Origin of the sequence: Sulfuritortus calidifontis, assembly GCF_003967275.1 — a bacterium.
In the GTDB taxonomy this organism is placed as follows: Bacteria; Pseudomonadota; Gammaproteobacteria; order Burkholderiales; family Thiobacillaceae; genus Sulfuritortus; species Sulfuritortus calidifontis.
Window position 1 is genome coordinate 1 of sequence record NZ_AP018721.1, and the last position, 17,960, is coordinate 17,960.

Annotated in this window: 24 protein-coding genes and 1 pseudogene; 20 read left to right on the forward strand and 5 right to left on the reverse strand. The window is 65.0% G+C overall.

The window, feature by feature from the left end; all coding sequences use genetic code 11:
• Positions 1 to 104 precede the first annotated feature (104 nt).
• From dnaA to EL388_RS00035, 7 genes and pseudogenes are all read left to right on the forward strand, one after another.
• The gene (dnaA, locus tag EL388_RS00005) at positions 105 to 1,463 is read left to right on the forward strand and encodes a chromosomal replication initiator protein DnaA (RefSeq protein WP_126457794.1); all 1,359 of its coding nucleotides are present in this window, start codon (positions 105 to 107) and stop codon (positions 1,461 to 1,463) included.
• A 200-nt stretch (positions 1,464 to 1,663) separates the two neighbouring features.
• Positions 1,664 to 2,767, forward strand: coding sequence for a DNA polymerase III subunit beta (dnaN, locus tag EL388_RS00010; RefSeq protein WP_126457796.1), 1,104 nt, complete (start codon positions 1,664 to 1,666; stop codon positions 2,765 to 2,767).
• 95 nt (positions 2,768 to 2,862) lie between these two features.
• A complete protein-coding gene (gene gyrB, locus EL388_RS00015) occupies positions 2,863 to 5,334 on the forward strand; it encodes a DNA topoisomerase (ATP-hydrolyzing) subunit B (RefSeq protein ID WP_207899562.1) in 2,472 nt (823 codons plus the stop codon).
• 30 nt (positions 5,335 to 5,364) lie between these two features.
• On the forward strand, positions 5,365 to 5,715 hold the full coding sequence (locus EL388_RS00020) for a DUF6883 domain-containing protein (protein WP_126457800.1): 351 nt from the start codon (positions 5,365 to 5,367) through the stop codon (positions 5,713 to 5,715).
• Positions 5,702 to 5,917: a DUF4926 domain-containing protein gene (locus EL388_RS00025; RefSeq protein ID WP_126457802.1), complete on the forward strand. Its 216-nt coding sequence runs from the start codon at positions 5,702 to 5,704 to the stop codon at positions 5,915 to 5,917. The genes EL388_RS00020 and EL388_RS00025 overlap by 14 nt, the downstream gene beginning before the upstream one ends.
• 163 nt (positions 5,918 to 6,080) lie before the next feature.
• Positions 6,081 to 6,449: a hypothetical protein gene (locus tag EL388_RS00030; RefSeq protein WP_126457804.1), complete on the forward strand. Its 369-nt coding sequence runs from the start codon at positions 6,081 to 6,083 to the stop codon at positions 6,447 to 6,449.
• Positions 6,450 to 6,455: 6 nt separating this feature from the next.
• Positions 6,456 to 6,548 (forward strand): annotated as a pseudogene (locus EL388_RS00035) (YaiI/YqxD family protein); the annotation flags it as partial.
• A gap of 204 nt (positions 6,549 to 6,752) precedes the next feature.
• Here the strand turns inward: EL388_RS00035 and EL388_RS00040 are convergent.
• A complete protein-coding gene (locus EL388_RS00040; RefSeq protein ID WP_126457806.1) occupies positions 6,753 to 7,364 on the reverse strand; it encodes a hypothetical protein in 612 nt (203 codons plus the stop codon).
• Between the two features lie 131 nt (positions 7,365 to 7,495).
• Positions 7,496 to 7,888 (reverse strand): helix-turn-helix domain-containing protein, encoded by a 393-nt coding sequence (locus tag EL388_RS00045; RefSeq protein WP_126457808.1) that lies wholly within the window; start codon positions 7,886 to 7,888, stop codon positions 7,496 to 7,498.
• 75 nt (positions 7,889 to 7,963) lie between these two features.
• Between EL388_RS00045 and EL388_RS00050 the strand changes: the two genes are divergently transcribed.
• The 3 genes from EL388_RS00050 to EL388_RS00060 are packed head-to-tail and all read left to right on the forward strand — an operon-like array spanning position 7,964 to position 10,699.
• Positions 7,964 to 8,239 carry a helix-turn-helix domain-containing protein gene (locus EL388_RS00050; RefSeq protein ID WP_126457810.1) on the forward strand — a complete coding sequence of 92 codons (276 nt, stop codon included), beginning with the start codon at positions 7,964 to 7,966 and terminating at the stop codon, positions 8,237 to 8,239.
• Positions 8,236 to 8,526 (forward strand): hypothetical protein, encoded by a 291-nt coding sequence (locus EL388_RS00055; protein ID WP_126457812.1) that lies wholly within the window; start codon positions 8,236 to 8,238, stop codon positions 8,524 to 8,526. Before EL388_RS00050 ends, EL388_RS00055 begins: the two co-directional genes overlap by 4 nt.
• Complete coding sequence (locus EL388_RS00060) at positions 8,519 to 10,699, forward strand: transposase domain-containing protein (protein ID WP_126457814.1); 2,181 nt, start codon at positions 8,519 to 8,521, stop codon at positions 10,697 to 10,699. Before EL388_RS00055 ends, EL388_RS00060 begins: the two co-directional genes overlap by 8 nt.
• 86 nt (positions 10,700 to 10,785) lie before the next feature.
• Here EL388_RS00060 and EL388_RS00065 read toward each other — a convergent pair whose 3' ends face one another.
• Positions 10,786 to 11,265, reverse strand: coding sequence for a hypothetical protein (locus tag EL388_RS00065; RefSeq protein ID WP_126457816.1), 480 nt, complete (start codon positions 11,263 to 11,265; stop codon positions 10,786 to 10,788).
• Between the two features lie 2 nt (positions 11,266 to 11,267).
• On the opposite strand from EL388_RS00065, the gene EL388_RS00070 reads away from it, so the two are divergent.
• The 9 genes from EL388_RS00070 (at position 11,268) to EL388_RS00110 (ending at position 16,301) form a co-directional block, all read left to right on the forward strand.
• Entirely contained in the window at positions 11,268 to 12,200 is a 933-nt protein-coding gene (locus EL388_RS00070) for an AAA family ATPase (RefSeq protein ID WP_126457818.1), read from the forward strand.
• Positions 12,201 to 12,255: 55 nt separating this feature from the next.
• The gene (locus EL388_RS00075) at positions 12,256 to 12,732 is read left to right on the forward strand and encodes a hypothetical protein (protein ID WP_126457820.1); all 477 of its coding nucleotides are present in this window, start codon (positions 12,256 to 12,258) and stop codon (positions 12,730 to 12,732) included.
• On the forward strand, positions 12,729 to 12,923 hold the full coding sequence (locus tag EL388_RS00080) for a hypothetical protein (RefSeq protein ID WP_126457822.1): 195 nt from the start codon (positions 12,729 to 12,731) through the stop codon (positions 12,921 to 12,923). The genes EL388_RS00075 and EL388_RS00080 overlap by 4 nt, the downstream gene beginning before the upstream one ends.
• A gap of 60 nt (positions 12,924 to 12,983) precedes the next feature.
• Positions 12,984 to 13,409 (forward strand): phage protein GemA/Gp16 family protein, encoded by a 426-nt coding sequence (locus EL388_RS00085; protein ID WP_126457824.1) that lies wholly within the window; start codon positions 12,984 to 12,986, stop codon positions 13,407 to 13,409.
• Positions 13,390 to 13,623, forward strand: coding sequence for a hypothetical protein (locus tag EL388_RS00090; protein ID WP_126457826.1), 234 nt, complete (start codon positions 13,390 to 13,392; stop codon positions 13,621 to 13,623). Before EL388_RS00085 ends, EL388_RS00090 begins: the two co-directional genes overlap by 20 nt.
• Positions 13,614 to 14,084, forward strand: a complete 471-nt coding sequence (locus EL388_RS00095) for a hypothetical protein (RefSeq protein WP_126457828.1) — start codon at positions 13,614 to 13,616, stop codon at positions 14,082 to 14,084. Before EL388_RS00090 ends, EL388_RS00095 begins: the two co-directional genes overlap by 10 nt.
• On the forward strand, positions 14,077 to 14,430 hold the full coding sequence (locus EL388_RS00100) for a hypothetical protein (RefSeq protein WP_126457830.1): 354 nt from the start codon (positions 14,077 to 14,079) through the stop codon (positions 14,428 to 14,430). The genes EL388_RS00095 and EL388_RS00100 overlap by 8 nt, the downstream gene beginning before the upstream one ends.
• A gap of 165 nt (positions 14,431 to 14,595) precedes the next feature.
• Positions 14,596 to 15,942, forward strand: a complete 1,347-nt coding sequence (locus EL388_RS00105; protein ID WP_126457832.1) for a structural protein — start codon at positions 14,596 to 14,598, stop codon at positions 15,940 to 15,942.
• Positions 15,930 to 16,301, forward strand: coding sequence for a hypothetical protein (locus EL388_RS00110; RefSeq protein WP_126457834.1), 372 nt, complete (start codon positions 15,930 to 15,932; stop codon positions 16,299 to 16,301). Before EL388_RS00105 ends, EL388_RS00110 begins: the two co-directional genes overlap by 13 nt.
• On the opposite strand, the gene EL388_RS00115 is transcribed toward EL388_RS00110, so the two are convergent.
• Positions 16,268 to 16,477, reverse strand: a complete 210-nt coding sequence (locus EL388_RS00115; RefSeq protein WP_126457836.1) for a hypothetical protein — start codon at positions 16,475 to 16,477, stop codon at positions 16,268 to 16,270. The two genes, EL388_RS00110 and EL388_RS00115, sit on opposite strands and share 34 nt — an antisense overlap.
• A complete protein-coding gene (locus tag EL388_RS00120; protein ID WP_126457838.1) occupies positions 16,467 to 17,027 on the reverse strand; it encodes a hypothetical protein in 561 nt (186 codons plus the stop codon). The genes EL388_RS00115 and EL388_RS00120 overlap by 11 nt, the downstream gene beginning before the upstream one ends.
• A gap of 32 nt (positions 17,028 to 17,059) precedes the next feature.
• On the opposite strand from EL388_RS00120, the gene EL388_RS00125 reads away from it, so the two are divergent.
• Positions 17,060 to 17,959: an LAPAL motif-containing putative phage structural protein gene (locus tag EL388_RS00125; protein ID WP_126457840.1), complete on the forward strand. Its 900-nt coding sequence runs from the start codon at positions 17,060 to 17,062 to the stop codon at positions 17,957 to 17,959.
• Position 17,960: the final 1 nt, after the last annotated feature.

A 17,960-nucleotide genomic window follows, 5' to 3' on the forward strand; every position in this document is an offset into this window, starting at 1 on the left:
TTTGTCAAACCTTTTCTGCCAGTTTCTGCGGCTTATGCCAACCTTCGCGCAGTGCTAGAATGCCCGTCGATCATTCCAATAACATTTCTCGCACAACCCTCCCGATGGCGGATTTCTGGACCCATTGCCTGGATCACTTCCAGGGCATTCTCACCGACCAGCAGCTCAACACCTGGATTCGGCCCCTGGCGGTTGACGTGGAGTCCGACAAGGTCGTGGTCAAGGCGCCCAACCGCTTTGTCGCCCAGTGGGTGAAGGACCGCTACATCAACCAGATCGACCAGCTCGCCCGCGGCTATTTCGAGCAGAGCTATCCGATCGAGCTGATCATCAGCGAGGCCAAGGCCGCGGCCCAGGCCAAAGGTCGCCCCGCCGCGGTGGCCGAGGCGGCGCCGGTCGAGTCGGCCACGCCGCCGCGGGCGGGCGGCCAGGTCGTGCTCGACGAGAGCCGGCTCAACCCGCTGTTCAACTTCGACAACTTCGTCCGCGGCAAGGCCAACGAGCTGGCGCGGGCGGCGGCCCTGCAGGTGGCCGACAACCCGGGCGCCGGCTACAACCCGCTGTTCGTCTACGGCGGCGTCGGCCTGGGCAAGACCCACCTGATCCAGGCCATCGGCAATCAGGTGCTGGCCAACAATCGGCGCAGCATCGTGCGCTACATCCATGCCGAGCGTTATTTCTCCGACATGGTGCGCGCCATCCGCACCAAGTCGTTCGAGGACTTCAAGCGCAAGTACGATTCGCTCGACCTGCTCCTGATCGACGACATCCAGTTCTTCGCCGGCAAGGACCGCACCCAGGAAGAATTCTTCTATACCTTCAACAGCCTGATCGAGTCGGGCAAGCAGGTGATCATCACCAGCGATACCTTCCCCAAAGACCTGGAAGGCATCGAGGAGCGGCTGAAGTCACGCTTCAGCTGGGGCCTGACCGTGATGCTGGAGCCGCCCGAGCTGGAGATGCGGGTGGCCATCCTGCTGAACAAGGCCAAGCAGGAAAGCGAAACCCTGGACGAGGCCTCGGCCTTCTTCATCGCCAAGCAGATCCGCTCCAACGTGCGCGAGCTGGAAGGCGCCCTGAAACGGGTGATGGCCTATGCCCGCTTCCACCAGCAGCCGATCTCGGTCGAGCTGGCCAAGGAGGCCCTGAAGGACCTGCTCGCCGTGCAGAACCGGCAGATCTCGATTGAAAACATCCAGAAGACCGTGGCTGATTTCTATAAAATCAAGGTCGCCGACATGTACGCCAAGAAGCGCACGCGCAACCTGGCGCGGCCCCGGCAGATGGCGATGTACCTGGCCAAGGAGCTGACCGACATGAGCCTGCCCGAGATCGGTCAGGCCTTCGGCGGCCGCGACCACACCACGGTGATTCACGCCTGCCGCAAGATCGAGGAGCTCAAGGGCTCCGACCTCACCCTGCGGCGGGATTACAACTTGCTGGTACAGGTGCTCACGGGATAACCCTGTGGATGAACTTGGGATGAAATGTGGATAACTTGCTGGAACCGATGCTGAGCGGAAAAACCATCCACAGATCCCCACAGCTATCCACAGCCCGGCCCGGAGACTTGTCCACAAGATAACAGTATAATTTTGCAGCACTTTTTGGCCTTATCCAGAGAAATGGTCGTCGCTAATCATCAACATCAGGAAGATTTCTTATGCTAGTTCTGAAAACCGGCAAAGACGCAATCCTCAAACCCCTGCAGGCCGTGATCGGCGTGGTCGAGCGCAAGCACACCCTGCCCATCCTCTCCAACGTCCTGATCGAAGCGGTCGAGGGCAAGGCGGCCTTCATTGCCACCGACCTCGAGCTGCAACTCACCGCTTGGGCCGACGAAGCCGCGGCCAAGGATAGTGCCTTCACCGTCTCCGCCCGCAAGCTCTTGGACATCTGCCGCTCCTTGCCCGATACCGACATTGGCCTGGAGCTGTCCGGCGAGCAGCTCAAGCTGGCCGCCGGCAAGAGCCGGTTCAACTTGCAGACCCTGCCGGCGCGCGACTTCCCCCGGCTGCAAATCCCGGAAGGCGAAGGCGTCAGTTTCACGCTGGCCCAGGGCAAGCTGCGCCACCTGCTGGCCCGGGTGCAGTACGCCATGGCGGTGCAGGACATCCGCTTCTATCTGAACGGCATGCTCATGCAGCTCAAAGACGGCCGGCTGATCGTCGCGGCCACCGACGGCCACCGTCTGGCCATCGACTCGGCCAAGCTGGACCAGGCCCCGGGCAAGGAGCTCGATGTCATCCTGCCGCGCAAGGCCGTGGTCGAGCTGATCAAGCTCCTGGGCGACAGCGACGAGGCGGTCGAGGTCCAGGTCAGCCCCAACCAGGTGGTGGTGCGCGGCAGCCATTTCGAGCTGCGCAGCAAGGTGGTCGACGGCAAGTTCCCCGACTACCAGCGGGTGATCCCGACCGGCCACGACAAGGACTTCACCATCGGTCGCCAGTTGTTCAACCAGTCGCTTACCCGCGCCGCCATCCTGACCAACGAGAAGTATCGCGGCGTGCGCCTGGCCCTGACCTCGGGCAGTCTGCGCATCGTCTGCAGCAACAACGAACAGGAAGAGGCGCAGGAAGAGCTCGACATCGAGTACGACAAGGCCCCGCTCGACATCGGCTTCAATGTCCAGTACCTGCAGGACGTGTTGAACAACCTCGACAGCGAATCGGTCCGCTGCTCTTTCGGCGACCCCAGCAGCAGCCTCTTGATCACGGTGCCGGGCGAGGACAACTTCCGCTATGTCGTGATGCCCATGCGCATCTGAACAAACAAACCCCTCTCCCTGGGGGAGAAGGTAGGGTGAGGGGGAACCACCCCTTTTCCTGGTAATACAGCCACTTAGTAAAAGGATTGTTTCACGTGGAACCAAAAGAGCAAGGCAACGGCGGCTACGACGAGTCCAGCATTCAGCAGCTCGAAGGCCTGGAGGCGGTGCGCAAGCGCCCGGGCATGTACATCGGCGACACCCAGGACGGCTCCGGCCTGCACCACATGGTGTTCGAGGTGCTCGACAACGCCATCGACGAGGCCCTGGCCGGTTACTGCGACGATATCAAGGTCACCATCCACTCGGACAATTCCATCTCCATCACCGACAACGGCCGCGGCATCCCCACCGGCATCAAGTTCGACGACAAGCACGAGCCCAAGCGCTCGGCGGCCGAGATCGTGATGTGCGTGCTGCATGCCGGCGGCAAGTTCAACCAGAACAGCTACAAGGTCTCCGGCGGCTTGCACGGCGTCGGCGTCTCCTGCGTCAATGCCTTGTCCGAATGGCTCAAGCTCACCATCCGTCGCGACGGCAAGACCCACTTCATGGAGTTCCACCGTGGCGTGCCGGTCGACCGTCTGGTCGAGGTCCAAAACGGCGTCGAGGTCTCCCCGCTCAAGGTGATCGGCGACACCCACCGGACCGGCACCGAGGTCCACTTCTTGGCCGACGAGGAGATCTTCGGCACGGTCGAGTTCCACTTCGAGATCCTGGCCAAACGCATCCGCGAACTGTCCTTCCTCAACAACGGGGTCAAGATCGAGCTGATCGACGAGCGCGACGGTCGCCACGAAAACTTCGCCTTCTCCGGCGGGGTCAAGGGTTTCGTCGAATACATCAACCGGACCAAGACCGTGCTCCATCCTAACGTGGTGTTCGCCACCGGCGAGTCCAACGCCGGCGGTGTGCCGATCACGGTCGAGGTCGCCATGCAGTGGAACAACAGCTACGCCGAACAGGTGCTCTGCTTCACCAACAACATCCCGCAGTCGGACGGCGGCACCCATCTCACCGGCCTGCGCGCGGCGATGACCCGGGTGATCAACAAGTACATCGAAGAGAACGAGATCGCCAAGAAGGCCAAGGTCGACATCACCGGCGACGACATGCGCGAGGGCCTGGCCTGCGTGCTCTCGGTCAAGATGCCCGATCCCAAGTTCTCCTCGCAGACCAAGATGAAGCTGGTCTCGAGCGAGGCTCGGCCGGCGGTGGAGGAGGTGGTTTCCCAGAAACTCAACGATTTCCTACTGGAGAACCCCAACGACGCCAAGACCATCACCGCCAAGATCGTCGAGGCCGCCCGCGCCCGCGACGCCGCGCGCAAGGCCCGGGAGATGACCCGGCGCAAGGGCGTGCTCGACTCCGCCGGCCTGCCCGGCAAGCTGGCCGACTGCCAGGAAAAAGACCCGGCCAAGTCCGAGCTCTACCTGGTGGAGGGTGACTCCGCCGGCGGCTCGGCCAAGCAGGGCCGCGACCGCAAGTTCCAGGCCATCCTGCCGCTCAAGGGCAAGATCCTCAACGTCGAGAAGGCCCGCTTCGACAAGATGCTGGCCTCGCAGGAGGTCGCCACCCTGATCACCGCCATGGGCACCGGCATCGGCAAGGACGACTACAATCCGGAGAAGCTGCGCTACCACCGCATCATCATCATGACCGACGCGGACGTCGACGGCTCCCACATCCGCACCCTGCTGCTCACCTTCTTCTACCGGCAGATGCCCGAGCTGGTCGAGCGCGGCCATATCTACATCGCCCAGCCGCCGCTGTACAAGGTCAAGCAGGGCAAGAGCGAGACTTACCTCAAGGACGACCACGAGCTGCGCCAATACTTGCTGCGCGAGGCCCTCAAGTCCGGCCAGCTGCTGCCGGCCAAGGACGCCGAGCCGCTGGCGGCCGAGAGCTTCGAGCAGATCGCGCGCGAGTTCCTGCTGGCCGAGGCCGTGATTGACCGCCTGGCCCGGCGCATGGATGCCGGCCTGCTCTACGCCCTGCTCGCCCTGCCCAGCGCCGACTTGACCAGCAAGGACGGCGCCAAGGCCGCCAGCGCCGCGCTGTCCAAGGAACTCACCCGCCTGGGCACCCCGGCCAAGATCACCGCCGAATACGACGAGGAAAACGAGTTCTACAAGCTCTTGGTGGTCAAGACCCGCCACGGCATCACCTTCACCACCGAACTCGACCACGAGTTCTTCCACAGCGGCGACTACGCCCAGCTGCATAAGGTGGCCCAGGTGCTCGACGGCCTGATCGGCAAGGGCGCCGAAATCCGCCGCGGCGAGGCCAAGCGCGCCATCGCCGACTTCAAGGAAGGCATCGACTGGCTCCTGGGCGAGGTCAAGAAGAACCTCGGCATCCAGCGCTACAAGGGCCTGGGCGAGATGAACCCCGAGCAGCTGTGGGAAACCACCATGGACCCGGCCGTGCGCCGCCTGATGAAGGTGCAGATCGAGGACGCCATCGCCTCCGACGAGATCTTCACCACCCTGATGGGCGAAGAGGTCGAACCGCGCCGGCGGTTCATCGAGACCAATGCGCTGGGTGTGCGGAACCTGGACGTCTAAAGCGGCATAAACTTATCCGGTCGGCGGATCGTGCAACTGCTCAATGCCGACAAGGCCATCGTCGAGGCCGCCAAGCTGCGGGACTATTGCCTGAACCCCTCTCATCCTGAGGGGCGGCACAAGGCGAGGGTCTTCCGCTCGGCCCTGGGCATCGGCCAGGAACAGGCAGACTGGCTGCGCGAGGCGATCCTCGCCGCGGTCATGCAGGCGGAAGTTGCCCATGCCGAGCAAACGCCCTACGGTTGGCGTTATGATGTGGACATCGTTTTGACGCGCGGGGCCCTAACGGCCTTGGTGCGTACCGGCTGGCTGGTCAGGAAAACCGAGAACCTGCCCCGTCTCGCCACCTGTTTCGTGAGGTCACCGAATGAAACTGCTTGATACCGTCGCACTCAAGCACGCCCTGCCCGAGCAGTCCCTGCCCGAGGGCTTGGTCGGCGTGCTGGTCGAGGAATGGGAACCGGGTGTGTTCGAGGTCGAGTTCGCCGACCTCGACGGCCGCGCCTATGCCAGGGCCGCGCTCAAGGAATCCGATCTGCTTCTGCTGCATCATTCCATCGACCAACAGCGTCGAGCGGCCTGATGGGCGAAGAGGTCGAGCCGTCTCGGAGGTTCATCGAGACCAATGCGCTGGGTGTGCGGAACCTGGACGTTTAAGGCTGTACAACCTTATCCGGTCTGAGGGCCGGATAAGGAATAAACAAAATAGGGCAAGTTAAGAAGCTTCTAACAAGGAAGGGGGGTTTATGAGTTCAGCTGATTGGTCTGAAACTTACAAATCCCTTATCACGTTAGCGACCGAAGGCTTCAAATTTTGTGCCCTTACGAATGGTGGCGCAGCTGTAGCTATCCTTGCGTATCTCGGTAATGTTGCAGGAAAAGAATGTTCTGTCCCGGATATGCGCTATGCCATGGCGTCATTTCTGGCTGGTTTATTGTTCTGTGGCTTAGGAATGCTGTTTGCGTATTTGGCACAGCTAAAGCGCCTAAATCGGTTGGTAGAGCAACAAGACACGAAAAACGATTGTCGTTTGTATGCGGCGTTATTTTTTGTTGTCTTAAGTCTAGCTATGTTTGGAATCGGTTCGTGGCTAGCAGTAGAGTCTTTTAGTTAACACCAGATGCAAATTTGGGTCGACGCCGACGCCTGCCCGGCGGTGATCAAGGACATCCTGTTCCGTGCCGCCGAGCGCATCCAGACCCCGCTGACTGTGAGGTCTCAAGTGATGTGAGATTGTTGTGTGGCGTGGTGTGGCGGATGGAAAGTGCTTGTGTGGCGCGGGGTTAGGTGATTTTGGCGGTGGGCGGCGATGTGCGAGTGGGGCTGTGGATAAGTGGCTATTTCTGTGTTTTGTCGCAACTGATATGCGATTGATTCAAGGCGGTTTCGCGGGCGTTTGAGCGGCGTTTAACAGTCTTCAGGCCGGCTTCTTTTGTGCGATGTAGGTGCGCGTCGCGGCCAGCTCATCATCTGTCAGCTCTGTGAGGGACACCTTCCCGAAGCGGCGATTGATATAGGCGCGGTAGAGTTCGGCATCGCCAAGCTGGTTCTTGCAGCGGGCCTTGATGTAGGCGATCTGGCGGGCGCGCCAGCGCGCGTCGCGCAAGGGCGCTGTCTTCATGCCGTCGATGCGGGCGCGCTGCTGCTGGAGCCAGCGGACGGCTTCGTCGAAGCGATCGAGCGGCAGGATGTGGTAGCTCGTGACGCGAAATTTCTTTTGAAATGAAGACCATGCGGCGGCATGGGTGAGCGGTCTGGCGCGCGTGCGGACGGTGTTGTGGACGGTGATCCACTCATTGATCAGCTCGCGCAGGCGCAGCTTTTGAGCTTCTGAGAGCTCGGATGCGCGCGGATCGATGGCGTTGCGCGGGCGCAGCGTCTGGGCGTGGATGAGGGTATTGCCGTCGCCGACGATGTTGTGGCTGCCCTCGATGCGCACGGCTGGCGCGGGCCTGGCTGGCTTGCGGCGTGGCTTCTTCTGGGCCGCGCCGCGCACGATCTCGATGAGCTTCTGCTTCTTGTCTTCCATCGGTTTCTCCCCTGTTCTGGTTGACGAAGTGCGGGAAGTTTCGAATATAAACTTCCCGCAGTTAACTTCCCGCAGTTCCAGAAGTTCCCGCAGTTAACTTCCCGCATTTGCCGCAGTTAACTTCCCGCAGTTCACGCCACGCGGCGGATGAGCGCGACGACGTTGTCGCGGGTGGCCGCTGGCTCGGCGAGCAGCTCGTAGGCGGTCAGGATGGCCTCGGCCTTCTTGGCAGGCGGCAGGCGCCTGTCGCCCAGACCCTCCTCGATGACCTCGATGGCGGCCTGAAGGCGCGCGCGATCGGTTAGCTCACTGGCCGGCCGCTCGCGGCGGCCGGTGAGGATGTAGATGACATCGGCACCTGCTGCAGCGATGTTCGCGAGGTAATCAGCAGTCGGCGGCTTACCCTTCTCGTACAGAATTTGAGACCCCTTTGACGCGCCGCCAATAGAGGCGAAATCAGTCTGACTTAGGCCAAGCCGTTCCCTTTCCTGCCGTAGACGACTCCATCTATCAAAATTTTCCACCTCACCCCCTTGCAAGGTTCAAAATTTTGAACCATACTTCGCACCATCACGTTACAACTTCCACTAGGTGAAAGTATGGCAGAGACGGTACGGATTGATAAGGAGCGCGCCCGGCGGGCGCGCGAGGCCATCGAGCGGCTGGGCATTTCCCAGACGGCGCTGGCGCGGGCGCTGGGGGTGAACCCCAGGATCGTCAACGAGGTGGTGCGCGGGCGGCTGGTGGGCGTGCGCGGCGACACGCACAAGGTGGCGGTGGCGCTGGGCATCAAGGATGGGGTGATTCCGCCCAAGGATGCGAGCACGGAGGAGCTGATCGCGCTTTTGCGCCGCGCGGCGAAGGGGGCGGAATGATGCGCCGCCGGATTCTCAAGTATCCAGCGGCGCGGCCCTGCGATGTGGGCGGCCCGGCCCTGCCGCATATCCAGGTGGCGGACGAGGACGACCCGGCGGCCGAGACGGCAACCGACATTTTTTACACCTCCCGGCGCGGCCAGCAGGCGGCCGAGCGGATCGCGCGCGAGATCGCGGCGTGCGGGGTTGCGCTGGTGTATCCGTGCGAGCGCGACGTGGAGGTGTTCGTCGGGCCGCTGCATCGGGTGATCGCCATCGGCGAGCGCGTGGAGGCGTGCGATGAGTGATCTGGTCGATCTAGCCGCCATCGCCGATGCGGTTGGTGCTTCGTACAGGACTGTTTCTGAGAACTGGGCCACCTCCCCAGACTGGCCGCCGCACCACGACCGGGCGGGCCTGGGCGGGGCGAAGCGCTGGCGTGTCGAGGACTTGCCGACGGCCTTCAAGCGGCGCGGGAAGGTGGTCGATGTGCGGCAGGCGGTGGAGCGCTATTTGATCGAGCAGCAGGCGGCGGCGATTTCCGCTACGCCAAATGTAGCTGTTGCTACGCCAAATGTAGCTCCCCTTCCCGCCCCCAGCGGCGAGCCTACCGATGGGGTGCGCTCCTGCCCCGCTTCCGCGCCCGCCAGCGCGGGCGGTGGGCTCGCCGGTGGGGGTTTCGGCGCCTTGGCCGGAGGCGCCAGCGAGTATCCGGCTGTTGCCTCCTCCCTTCCCGGCGCGATGCCGGGTTTGCCGGGCGGCGCGGCGGGTGCGCCTGCCGTCCGCCCGGCGTCTTTTTCTGATGAGGAACTTGTAAGGATTTCTGATCACTTGGCTACGCGACCGCAGCGGGTGCGCGAGGAGGCGATGCGTCGGGCGCGGGTGTGCCTGACCGTGAAGCGCTGGATGGCGGCAGGACTCTCCGCGACTGAGGCGATCGCGCAGGCGGCGCGGGAGCATGGGGTCTCGAAGGGGACGCTGGCGCGCTGGTGGTGGGGGGATAGGCGCTTGCCTGGGGTGGCGGGGATCGAGAACGTGGCGGCGTGGGCGGGCTTGCTTGCGCCGCGCTGGGGGATGAAGGAGCACGAGGCGCCGATGCCGGAGGCGGCGTGGCGGCAGCTTTTGGCGCTGTGGCTGAGGCCGGAGAAGCCGAGCCTGCGGATGTGCTATCGGCAGGTGCAGAGGATGGCGCAGCAGCACGGCTGGCGGCTGCCGAGCTTTGCTTCGGTGGCGCGGCGGGTGCAGCGGCTGCCCAAGCCGCTGGTGGTGCTGCAGCGGGAAGGCAAGGAGGCTTACGACCGGCTGTGGCCGCCGATGAAACGGTCGGTGGCGCATCTTGCGGCGCTGGAGTGGGTGAATGCGGACGGGCACCGGCTGGATGTGTTCGTGCGGCTGCCGGAGCGCTTCGGCGGCGGCATCGAGCGGGTGCATCTGGTGGCCTGGCAGGACATCTACAGCCGGAAGATTCTGGCGTGGCGGCTGACGCCGACCTTGAACGCCTACAGCGTGATCCTCTCCTTTGCCGATCTGGTGACGGAATACGGCGTGCCGGATCACGCCTTGATGGACAACGGACGGGAGTTCGGCGCGAAGTGCGTGTCTGGAAAGGCGCAGTGGCGCTTCCGTTTCAAGGCGGCCGAGGATGAGATGACGGGCATCCTGCCTTTGCTTGGCGTGGATGTGCACTGGGCGACCCCGTTTCACGGGCAGGCGAAGCCGATCGAGCGGGCTTTCCGCGATCTGGCGGAGGCGATTTCAAAAGACCCGCGTTTGGCTGGGGCTTACACGGGCAATAAACCGGATGCAAAGCCGGAGAACTATGGCTCGAAGGCGGTGGAGTGGGCGCTGCTTGAGCAGGTGGTGCGCGAGGCGATTGCCGAACACAACGCGCGCACGGGGCGACGCACGGAGACGGCCAAGGGCGCGAGCTTCGATGCGGTATTCGCCGAGTCTTTCGGCCGCCGGGTGGTCAAGCGGCTGGCGCCGAGCCAGCGGGCGATGCTGCTGCTCGCCTCGGAGCCCGTGACGGTGCGGCAAAACGGCACGTTCGAGGTGGCGGGCAATACCTACGGTATCGACCCGCGCCTGGGGCTGGCGGGCAAGCGGATCGTGGCGCGGTTCGACCCGGACGACCTCAAGAAGCCGGTGATGGTGTTCTCGCTCGATGGGCGGCTGCTGGGCGAGGCCGCGCCCACGGTGCGGCGCTTCGACGACCAGGCGGCGGCGCAGAGCTTCAAGCGCGAGCAGCGGCGGGCGAAGCGGGCGTATCGCGAGCACATGGCGTCGCTGGAAAAGCTGGCCGGGATGGAGATTCCGGCGGCGGTGGCGGCTGGCGATGTGCCAGCGCCTGCGGCGGTGCGCATGGTGCAGCCGATGGTTCCAGAGCGTGAGCGGGATGAGGATGTGGAGGCGCTGGTGGCGAAGGCCGACGCCTTTATTTTGGAGATGAGCCGCCTGACGGCAGCCGGCGGCGGGGTGTGAGCAACTGAAGGAGCGATTGATGAAACCCGATCAAGCTGTTTGCAAGTTCGATTCAGTCGATGAGGCGATGGAAGTCTTGTGTGAATTCAAAAAAGCCCGTGCTGCTCTACGTGGGCCAGATACACCACGCCCAGCGAGTGCTGAAGGATGCGAGGCCCCCATTCCATTGGCGCGAGCACTATGGGCGGTGCTGGATGCGCTTGGGCCTGAGCCGTCGTTTGGTGAGGCGCTGCTTGGATTTCGCGCAGTTGCTGCGCTCGGGCGCGAAGCTGGAGCGCGGCAGCCGTCAGGGCGTGGTCATCACCTATGGCAGCAAGCGCTTGGCGAATGCATGTGTCTGATTCATGAAGCAGCGTGTAGGCAAAGCGCATCCACGACTCCTGAAAACGGTCGAGAAAGTGGCGGTCCACGTCGAGCAGAGGCTTTGCCGGGATGGATGGAACACGCTTGCCAATGAGTTCTTCTGCGGCATCGGCGATGGCGTCGAGTTCGGCTGCGGCTTCTTGCAGGCTCATCAGCTTTTGGATGCTTCTGCCGAGCGCGCGCCTAAGCGTGTCGATATCCATGTGTGAAACGCAACGGTGAAAAGGAGCGAATCGTGGAAGACATCTTAAACGAAGTGCGCCGGTTGATCGAGTCCGGCGAGGTGACGCAGGCACGGGTGGCGAAGGAGGCCGGGGTGTCTGCGACGGCCCTGTCGCAGGTGCTGGCAGGCAAGTATGCCGCCGACCCGGCAGGGATCGTGGAGCGGCTCTCCGCGTGGCTGGCGGCGCGCTCGGAGCGGGCGGCGGCGCTGCTGCCGGAGATGCCCGGGTTCGTGGCGACGCCGACGGCGCAGCGGGTGCTGGCGGCGTTGACTTACGCGCAAATGGCCGCGGATGTGGCGGTGGTGTATGGCGCGGCAGGCGTTGGCAAGACGACGGCGATTGCCGAGTACGCGCGGACGCGCCCTTCTGTGTGGGTGGCAGTGATGACGCCTGGGCATGCCGGGGTCACGGCGGCGCTGGAGGAGGTGGCGTTCGCGGTGGGCCTGAAGGACTTGCCGCAGTCGCCGGCGCGCATTCACCGCGAGATCGTCTCAAGGGTGCGCGGCACGGGCGGGGTGATCGTGGTGGATGAGGCGCAGCACCTGGTGGTGGCTGCGCTGGACGCGCTGCGCTCGATCCACGATGCGGCGGGCGTGGGGCTGGCGCTGGTGGGCAATGACTTGCTCTACGGGCGCATGACGGGCGGCACGCGGGCGGCGTATCTCGACCGGCTGTTCTCTCGCATCGGCAAGCGGGTTTCGCTGCGCCGGGCCACCGATGCGGACATCGAGGCGGTGGCCAAGGCCGCCGGCGGCGAGGCCTGGGGGGTGGTGCGTGACGTGGGCCGCCAGGCGGGGGCGCTGCGTGCGGTGGTGAAGGTGCTGCGGCTGGCCAGGATGATGGCGCAGGCGGCGGGTGAGAGTCTGACTGCAGCGCATGTGCAGGCCGCTCGGCGCGATCTGGAAGGGGTTTGACGGTTTTTTCGAGGGGCGAGCCCGTGGCGGCGGGCGTTCAAAGAGGAATCGCATCATGGCAAAAGCGAATGTAAAGACGGTTGAAAAGGCGGTTGAAAAGGTGGTGAACCTGCCGGCTGGCGAGAAGATCGAGCGCGATGGCGGCGAGGTGACGGCGCTCGATGCAGCCAGCATCCGGCTGGTGATGCAGGGCTGGGAGATCAGGAAGAAGATCGACGAGCTCGATGCGCAACTGAAGTCGATCAACGCGCAACTGATCGAGGCGCACGGCGCGGGCGCGAGCCTGGTCGTGCACGGGGTGTGCCGCGCGTCCATCGCCGAGCGCGAGGCGGTGAAGATCACGAACGCCGAGCGGCTCAAGGCGGTGTTGGGCTTCCGGTTTACCGATTTGGTCAAGACCGAGATCGCCTACAAGCCGGAGGCCAAGCTCATCGAGATGGCCGCCGATGGCGATGAGCCGATGGCGCCATCCATCCGCGAATGCCTGACGGTGGGCAAGTCGGCCAGCGTGACGTGGAGGGCCGAGAAATGACCCTGGTTGATCGGATCGGGCGCGGCCTGTCCGACCGCGAGGATGCGCTTGTCGTTCAGCTGATGATGGAGGCGCTGGCGCAGATGATGAGCGCGTGGCCTGTCGGCGCGCGTGAGACGCCCTCTTACCGCATGGCAGAGCAGGCGCTGGCCGATGCCCTGGCGCTGCGCAGTGCTTTTGACGAAGCGTGACCCAGCCCATGCCCATGCCGCTGGCGTGGGCATGCACGGGGTCATGACTGGGAGACAGGCATGGATGAGAGACGCAAGCGGCTGATCGCACTGGCGCACGTGGCGGCGGCGCGGCTTGGGCTGGATGATGAGACGCGCCGGGCGGTGCAAAAGGCCGTCACGGGCGTGGATTCGTGCGCGAAGATGGATGCGGCGGCCTTGCAGCGGCTGATCCGCCACTATCAGCAGAAAGGGGCCGAGGTGTGGATGCCGGGGCCGATGGTGAAGGCAGCGGAAGACCGCGCGCCCTTGATCGGCAAGCTCGCCGCCATGTGCCATGCGGGCGGCTATCCGTTCCCGGCGTATCCGCTTGGCATCCTCAAACACATGGGCTGCTCGGTGGAGCGCATCGAGTGGGCGCCCGCGCCGATGCTCAAGAATGCGGTGGCGGCGATGCGGTATCAGGAGAAGCGCAAGGAGGCGAAACATGCACGCGGCGAGCATTGAGAAAAGCGCGCGGTTGCAGCGGGTGCTGTGGCTGCTGCTGGACGAGCGCTGGCACACGACGATGGAGATCGTCGATGGCGCGCGGGTGTGCGCAGTCAACAGTATCATCGCCGAGCTGCGGGCCAACGGCATTGAGATCGAGACGCGCTGCATGGGGCGCGGGGTGTACGCCTACCGTCTGGCGGCGCTGCCGCAGGAGGCCGCATGCGCCTGAGGTGCCCGGTGTGTCATGCGGAGGCGGCGCTGGAGGCGTGGGCGGAGGACGAGGCGGCGCGGGAGATGATGGGCTTGCTCGCCGGGCTGGATGCTGCCCTTGGGCGGGCGCTGGCGGCGTATCTTGGGCTCTTCCGCTCCAAGAGCCGGGCGCTTTCCTGGGAGCGGGCCGTGCGGCTGGCGCGCGAGGTGCTCGCGCTCGGGCTAGAGGAGGCGGTGCTCTCCCAGGCGCTCTCGGACACGGTGGAGGCGATGCGCGTCAAGCGCGAGGCGGGCGACATCCGGCCGCTGGAGAACCACAACTATCTCAAGCGCGTGGCCGAGAGCGTGGCGGCGCGCTGGATTGCGTCAGGCCATGCGGTCGTGCAGCGGGTAGAGCGCAGGCCGGCTGGCATGAGCCGTACGATGGCCGCCATCGGCGGGTTTTTGGGCGCGGCGGATGTGGGGGTGATGGATGGCTGAGGACTGGCTTTCGCAGGCGATCTCCGTCGGGCTGGCGAAGCTGGCCGCCTTGCAACTGCCGGGCACGCCCATCGACGCGCCCTCGGCGGCGGCCTGCCGCGCGGTGTGGGTGGAGGCGATCACGGATGGCCGCGCCTGGGTGCGCGAGCGCGATGTGCCGCGCATCGAGGCGGCATTTATCACCCTGGCCAAGACAGCCGAGCGCTGGCCGGCGCCGGCGCAGTTTTTGCGCGCCCTGCCCGCCGTGACGCATCCGGTGGCGCTGCCCGAGCCGCCGATGGATGAGGCGCAGCGCGCGCAGGTGCGCGAGCTGCTGCGCAAGGCGCGCGAGGCGCTCACGCGATGAAGTGCCCGGCGTGCGGCTCCAGATCGCCGGTCTATGGCACGCGGCTTCTGATCGAATCCGGCGCTGGTTTGAAACTGCGCTACCGGCGCTGTCCTGAGTGCGGCGCGAAGTGGAAGAGCTACGAGGAGGCCGACTTGAGGACACTCAAGATCAAGGAATGCGATGATGGACAGAGAGACCTGTTTGAGGACGCTGAGAGCCATCCTGATCAAGGATGAGGCGGCCTTCGATGCGCTACGCCAGCGGCTGGCCGATGGCATGAGCCGGGCGTGGGCCTTCGGCGCTGAGGCGGCGTTCCGCGATGCGCTGGAGGCGCTGCGCGGCATCGATCCGCAGGCGTTTTCCGCGCAGGACGAGGCGCGGATTCTTGCGGCCATCGAGGCGCGGATCGGCGGCGAGGCGATGCGGCGGGCGATGGAGGGGCCGGTGGTGTCGGCCACAGACTCGATCTGGCGCGTGGGCGCGGACGAGGCGGCGCGGCCGGCCGGGGTGGATTACGCCTTTGGCCTGAAAGACGAGCGGGCGCTGGCGCTCCTCAACCGCTTCGACCTGCACTGGATCGGGCGGCACTGGGACGCCGGCACGCGCGAGACGGTGACGGGCGCGGTGCGCGAGTTCTTCGAGCAGGGCTGGAGTTATGAGACGCTCGCAGACCGGTTGCGACAGGCGTTCGATGGGATCGAAGAGCGCGGGATGGTCTACTGGCAGCTCACCGCCGACACGATCGCCACCAAGACGCGCGAGCTTGCGCGCGTGGGCGGCTACGAGCAGGCCGGGGTGCGCTACGTGGAAGTGCGCGCGCACATGGATCACCGCACCACGCCGATCTGCCGCAGCTTGCATGGGCGCTTGATCCCGATCGGCCACCTCCAGACGCAGCGCGATCGGTATCTCGATGCGATCTCGCGCGGCAATATGGAGGCGGCCAAGAATGCCTGGCCGATGATGGATGCCGCGCAGGATGTTGGCGGAGGCAAGGTGCTGCCTGGAAATATCGGGCTGCCGCCGTACCACTTCCGCTGCCGCACGGTGACGGTGTCGTATCTGGGCGCCGACCCGGAGACGGTGGCGCGCGAGGCGGACGACATCGAGCGCTGGTCGATGGCCGCGCGGCAACGTGATGCGCTGCCCAGGCGCGATCTTTTGCGCATCGTCGAGCGGGCGATGACGGCGCGGTGGGACAATCTGGCCTATGCGCGCGGGCATCTGGACAAGCATCGCGACGATCTGGCGGATGCCGGGGTGCGCGTGGAGACACTGACCGAGTACAATGAGGCGATGGACTGGTTGATCCGGCGCGGCGACCGGGATATCGCGCTGTCGATCCGGCGCGGCAGGCTCTACGCGGAGTTCTCGCGCGAGATGCCAGCCGGGCGGCTGGTGGCCATCGTCAACCTGTCCGATGGCAAGCGCGCCAGCCTGCACCTCAAAGGCAAGAGCGGGCGCGGCAGCCTGCAAAACGAGATGTACGCGCCACAGAACGGGCGAGGAGTGAGGAAATGGATGTGGTGAACCTGATGAGGTGTGTGCGTGATCACCCGAAGGATGACGCCTTCCTCGGGTTTTACGACGTGATCACGCGCCCGGACTGGCAGGACTACGAGTTCGACCTGGACTGGACGCTGCATCACCGATCGGTCTACGAGTTCGCGCGCGAGCAGGGCTTGCTGTCCGAGACGGCGGTGGCTGAGTTGGCCGAGATCGACGCCTTCTGGCGCGCGCACACGGCGGAGTTTGAGCAGGCGTTCGGCACGCTCATCAGACGCATCGACCCGGCGAACGAGCTTGCAGGCTGGGTGGAGGACGAGACTGGCCGCCCTGTGACGATCCCGCCGTCTCACTGGTGGTGGCGGTTGCCGAAGGATTGGTAGCGCTGCCAGTCGTCGCGGCAGTCGGCGTCGCACCAGCGCAGGCCAGGCTTGAGCGGCTCGCCGCAGTTGAGGCATGACCCGGTGGGAGGCGGCCCGCCGGGTTTTTTTGCGCCTTGAATCGCCGCGCCGAGCAGCAGGTCGATGACGTCTTGGGCGCGGTCTGCCTCATCGGCCATGCGTCACCTCGTCCCACTGGCGGATGGCGTCGATGCGGGCGCGGCACTGCTCGTAGAGGCTGGCGGCGTCGAGGATCCACTGGCCGACGGCGGCGTCGGTGCTGCCTGCCGCGTGTCCGCCGGGATCGGCGGCAGGCTCGGCAGGGGCTGGATGAGGCTCGCCGGCACGCGCGGGCACTGAATCGGCGGCGATGGCGGCGTTGAGGCGCAGCCGCAGAGGGCCAGCGAGGCACTCGCGGCCAGTAGAGAGGCTGTAGATTTCATTTCTGGTCTCCTTCAGGCGGGCTTTAAAGTCGGCTTCGCGGCGGCTGAGTTCGGCCTGGGCGGATCGGGCGGCGTCTTCTGCGGCAGCCAGCCGATGGGCGGCGTCTTCCGCGGCGCGGCGCTGAAAGTCGGCGCTGGCACGACGGCATTCGGCGACGCCTGCTTCGGCGCGGGCGATGGCCGCCTCATCCAGGCGGCCCTTGAGCGTGTAGCCGCCTGCAAAGCCTGCGCCCACGCAGATGAGCGCTGCGGCGATGACGGGCCAATGGGATGTGGCCTGGATCATAAAGTTGTATCCTTGTCGGCACAATGGAACACGTGCGCATCACTTACGACGGCCCAGCGCTTGCCAGCCACACGATGGACGTGCGCCAGATCGCCCCGGCGTTGCTGGCGTTTGGCGACCTGTGCGAAGAAGCCGGGCGCGCCCTCTTCGGCGACGCCTTCGCGCTGCGCGTGGAGGTCAAGGCGAGCTTTCGCACCGGCAGTTTCGGCATCGATCTGTCCGTGGCGCAGCAGCTGTCGCAGCAGCTCATCGGCTTGCTCACTGGCGATGGCGTCACCGCGGCGGTCAACGCGAAGGCGGTTCTGGAGATCATTGGCGTTGCCGGAGGCGGCGCTGCGGCCAGCCTGATCGGCCTGTTGCGCTGGCTCAGGAACCGGCGCATCAAGCGCGTCGAGACGGCTGAGCATGGGCGGCGCATCGTCACCGAAGATGACGACGCAATCGTCGTCGAGGAGCGCGTCATCGTGCTGCTGCAGCGGCGCACGGTGCGCGAGAGCCTGCAGCGCGTGGTCGAGCCCATCGAGCAGGACGGCGTGGAGCGCGTGGCCTTTGGCGGCGACGATGCGATCGTGACCGTCATCGAGCGGTGGGAAGCGCCGTTTTTCCGCGCGCCGCAGGCCGAAGACGCGTTGATCCAGGAAGAAACGCGGGTGATTCCGTTTTCGATCGTCTCGCTCTCCTTCCGCGATGACAACAAGTGGCGGCTCTACGACGGGCAGGCCACGGTGTTCGTGACCATGGCCGATCAGGCGTTTTTGGACCGGGTGGATCGCAACCTGGAGCGCTTCGCCAAGGGCGACATCCTGCTGGCCGAAACCCGCGTGCAGCATTGGCAAACCGCCTCGGGCGGGCTGCGCACCGATTACATGGTGCAAAAAGTCATCGAGCACCGCATCGGCGCATCGCAAATCCACCTGCCGTTCGACGGCTGAG

Bases quoted from the DNA above. Each gene is read 5' to 3' on its own strand.
- dnaA (WP_126457794.1), top strand. From the start codon at position 105: ATGGCGGATTTCTGGACCCATTGCCTGGATCACTTCCAGGGCATTCTC.
- dnaN (WP_126457796.1), top strand. From the start codon at position 1,664: ATGCTAGTTCTGAAAACCGGCAAAGACGCAATCCTCAAACCCCTGCAG.
- EL388_RS00025 (WP_126457802.1), top strand. From the start codon at position 5,702: ATGAAACTGCTTGATACCGTCGCACTCAAGCACGCCCTGCCCGAGCAG.
- EL388_RS00030 (WP_126457804.1), top strand. From the start codon at position 6,081: ATGAGTTCAGCTGATTGGTCTGAAACTTACAAATCCCTTATCACGTTA.
- EL388_RS00040 (WP_126457806.1), bottom strand. From the start codon at position 7,364: ATGGAAGACAAGAAGCAGAAGCTCATCGAGATCGTGCGCGGCGCGGCC.
- EL388_RS00050 (WP_126457810.1), top strand. From the start codon at position 7,964: ATGGCAGAGACGGTACGGATTGATAAGGAGCGCGCCCGGCGGGCGCGC.
- EL388_RS00055 (WP_126457812.1), top strand. From the start codon at position 8,236: ATGATGCGCCGCCGGATTCTCAAGTATCCAGCGGCGCGGCCCTGCGAT.
- EL388_RS00060 (WP_126457814.1), top strand. From the start codon at position 8,519: ATGAGTGATCTGGTCGATCTAGCCGCCATCGCCGATGCGGTTGGTGCT.
- EL388_RS00065 (WP_126457816.1), bottom strand. From the start codon at position 11,265: ATGGATATCGACACGCTTAGGCGCGCGCTCGGCAGAAGCATCCAAAAG.
- EL388_RS00075 (WP_126457820.1), top strand. From the start codon at position 12,256: ATGGCAAAAGCGAATGTAAAGACGGTTGAAAAGGCGGTTGAAAAGGTG.
- EL388_RS00080 (WP_126457822.1), top strand. From the start codon at position 12,729: ATGACCCTGGTTGATCGGATCGGGCGCGGCCTGTCCGACCGCGAGGAT.
- EL388_RS00085 (WP_126457824.1), top strand. From the start codon at position 12,984: ATGGATGAGAGACGCAAGCGGCTGATCGCACTGGCGCACGTGGCGGCG.
- EL388_RS00090 (WP_126457826.1), top strand. From the start codon at position 13,390: ATGCACGCGGCGAGCATTGAGAAAAGCGCGCGGTTGCAGCGGGTGCTG.
- EL388_RS00095 (WP_126457828.1), top strand. From the start codon at position 13,614: ATGCGCCTGAGGTGCCCGGTGTGTCATGCGGAGGCGGCGCTGGAGGCG.
- EL388_RS00100 (WP_126457830.1), top strand. From the start codon at position 14,077: ATGGCTGAGGACTGGCTTTCGCAGGCGATCTCCGTCGGGCTGGCGAAG.
- EL388_RS00105 (WP_126457832.1), top strand. From the start codon at position 14,596: ATGGACAGAGAGACCTGTTTGAGGACGCTGAGAGCCATCCTGATCAAG.
- EL388_RS00110 (WP_126457834.1), top strand. From the start codon at position 15,930: ATGGATGTGGTGAACCTGATGAGGTGTGTGCGTGATCACCCGAAGGAT.
- EL388_RS00115 (WP_126457836.1), bottom strand. From the start codon at position 16,477: ATGGCCGATGAGGCAGACCGCGCCCAAGACGTCATCGACCTGCTGCTC.
- EL388_RS00120 (WP_126457838.1), bottom strand. From the start codon at position 17,027: ATGATCCAGGCCACATCCCATTGGCCCGTCATCGCCGCAGCGCTCATC.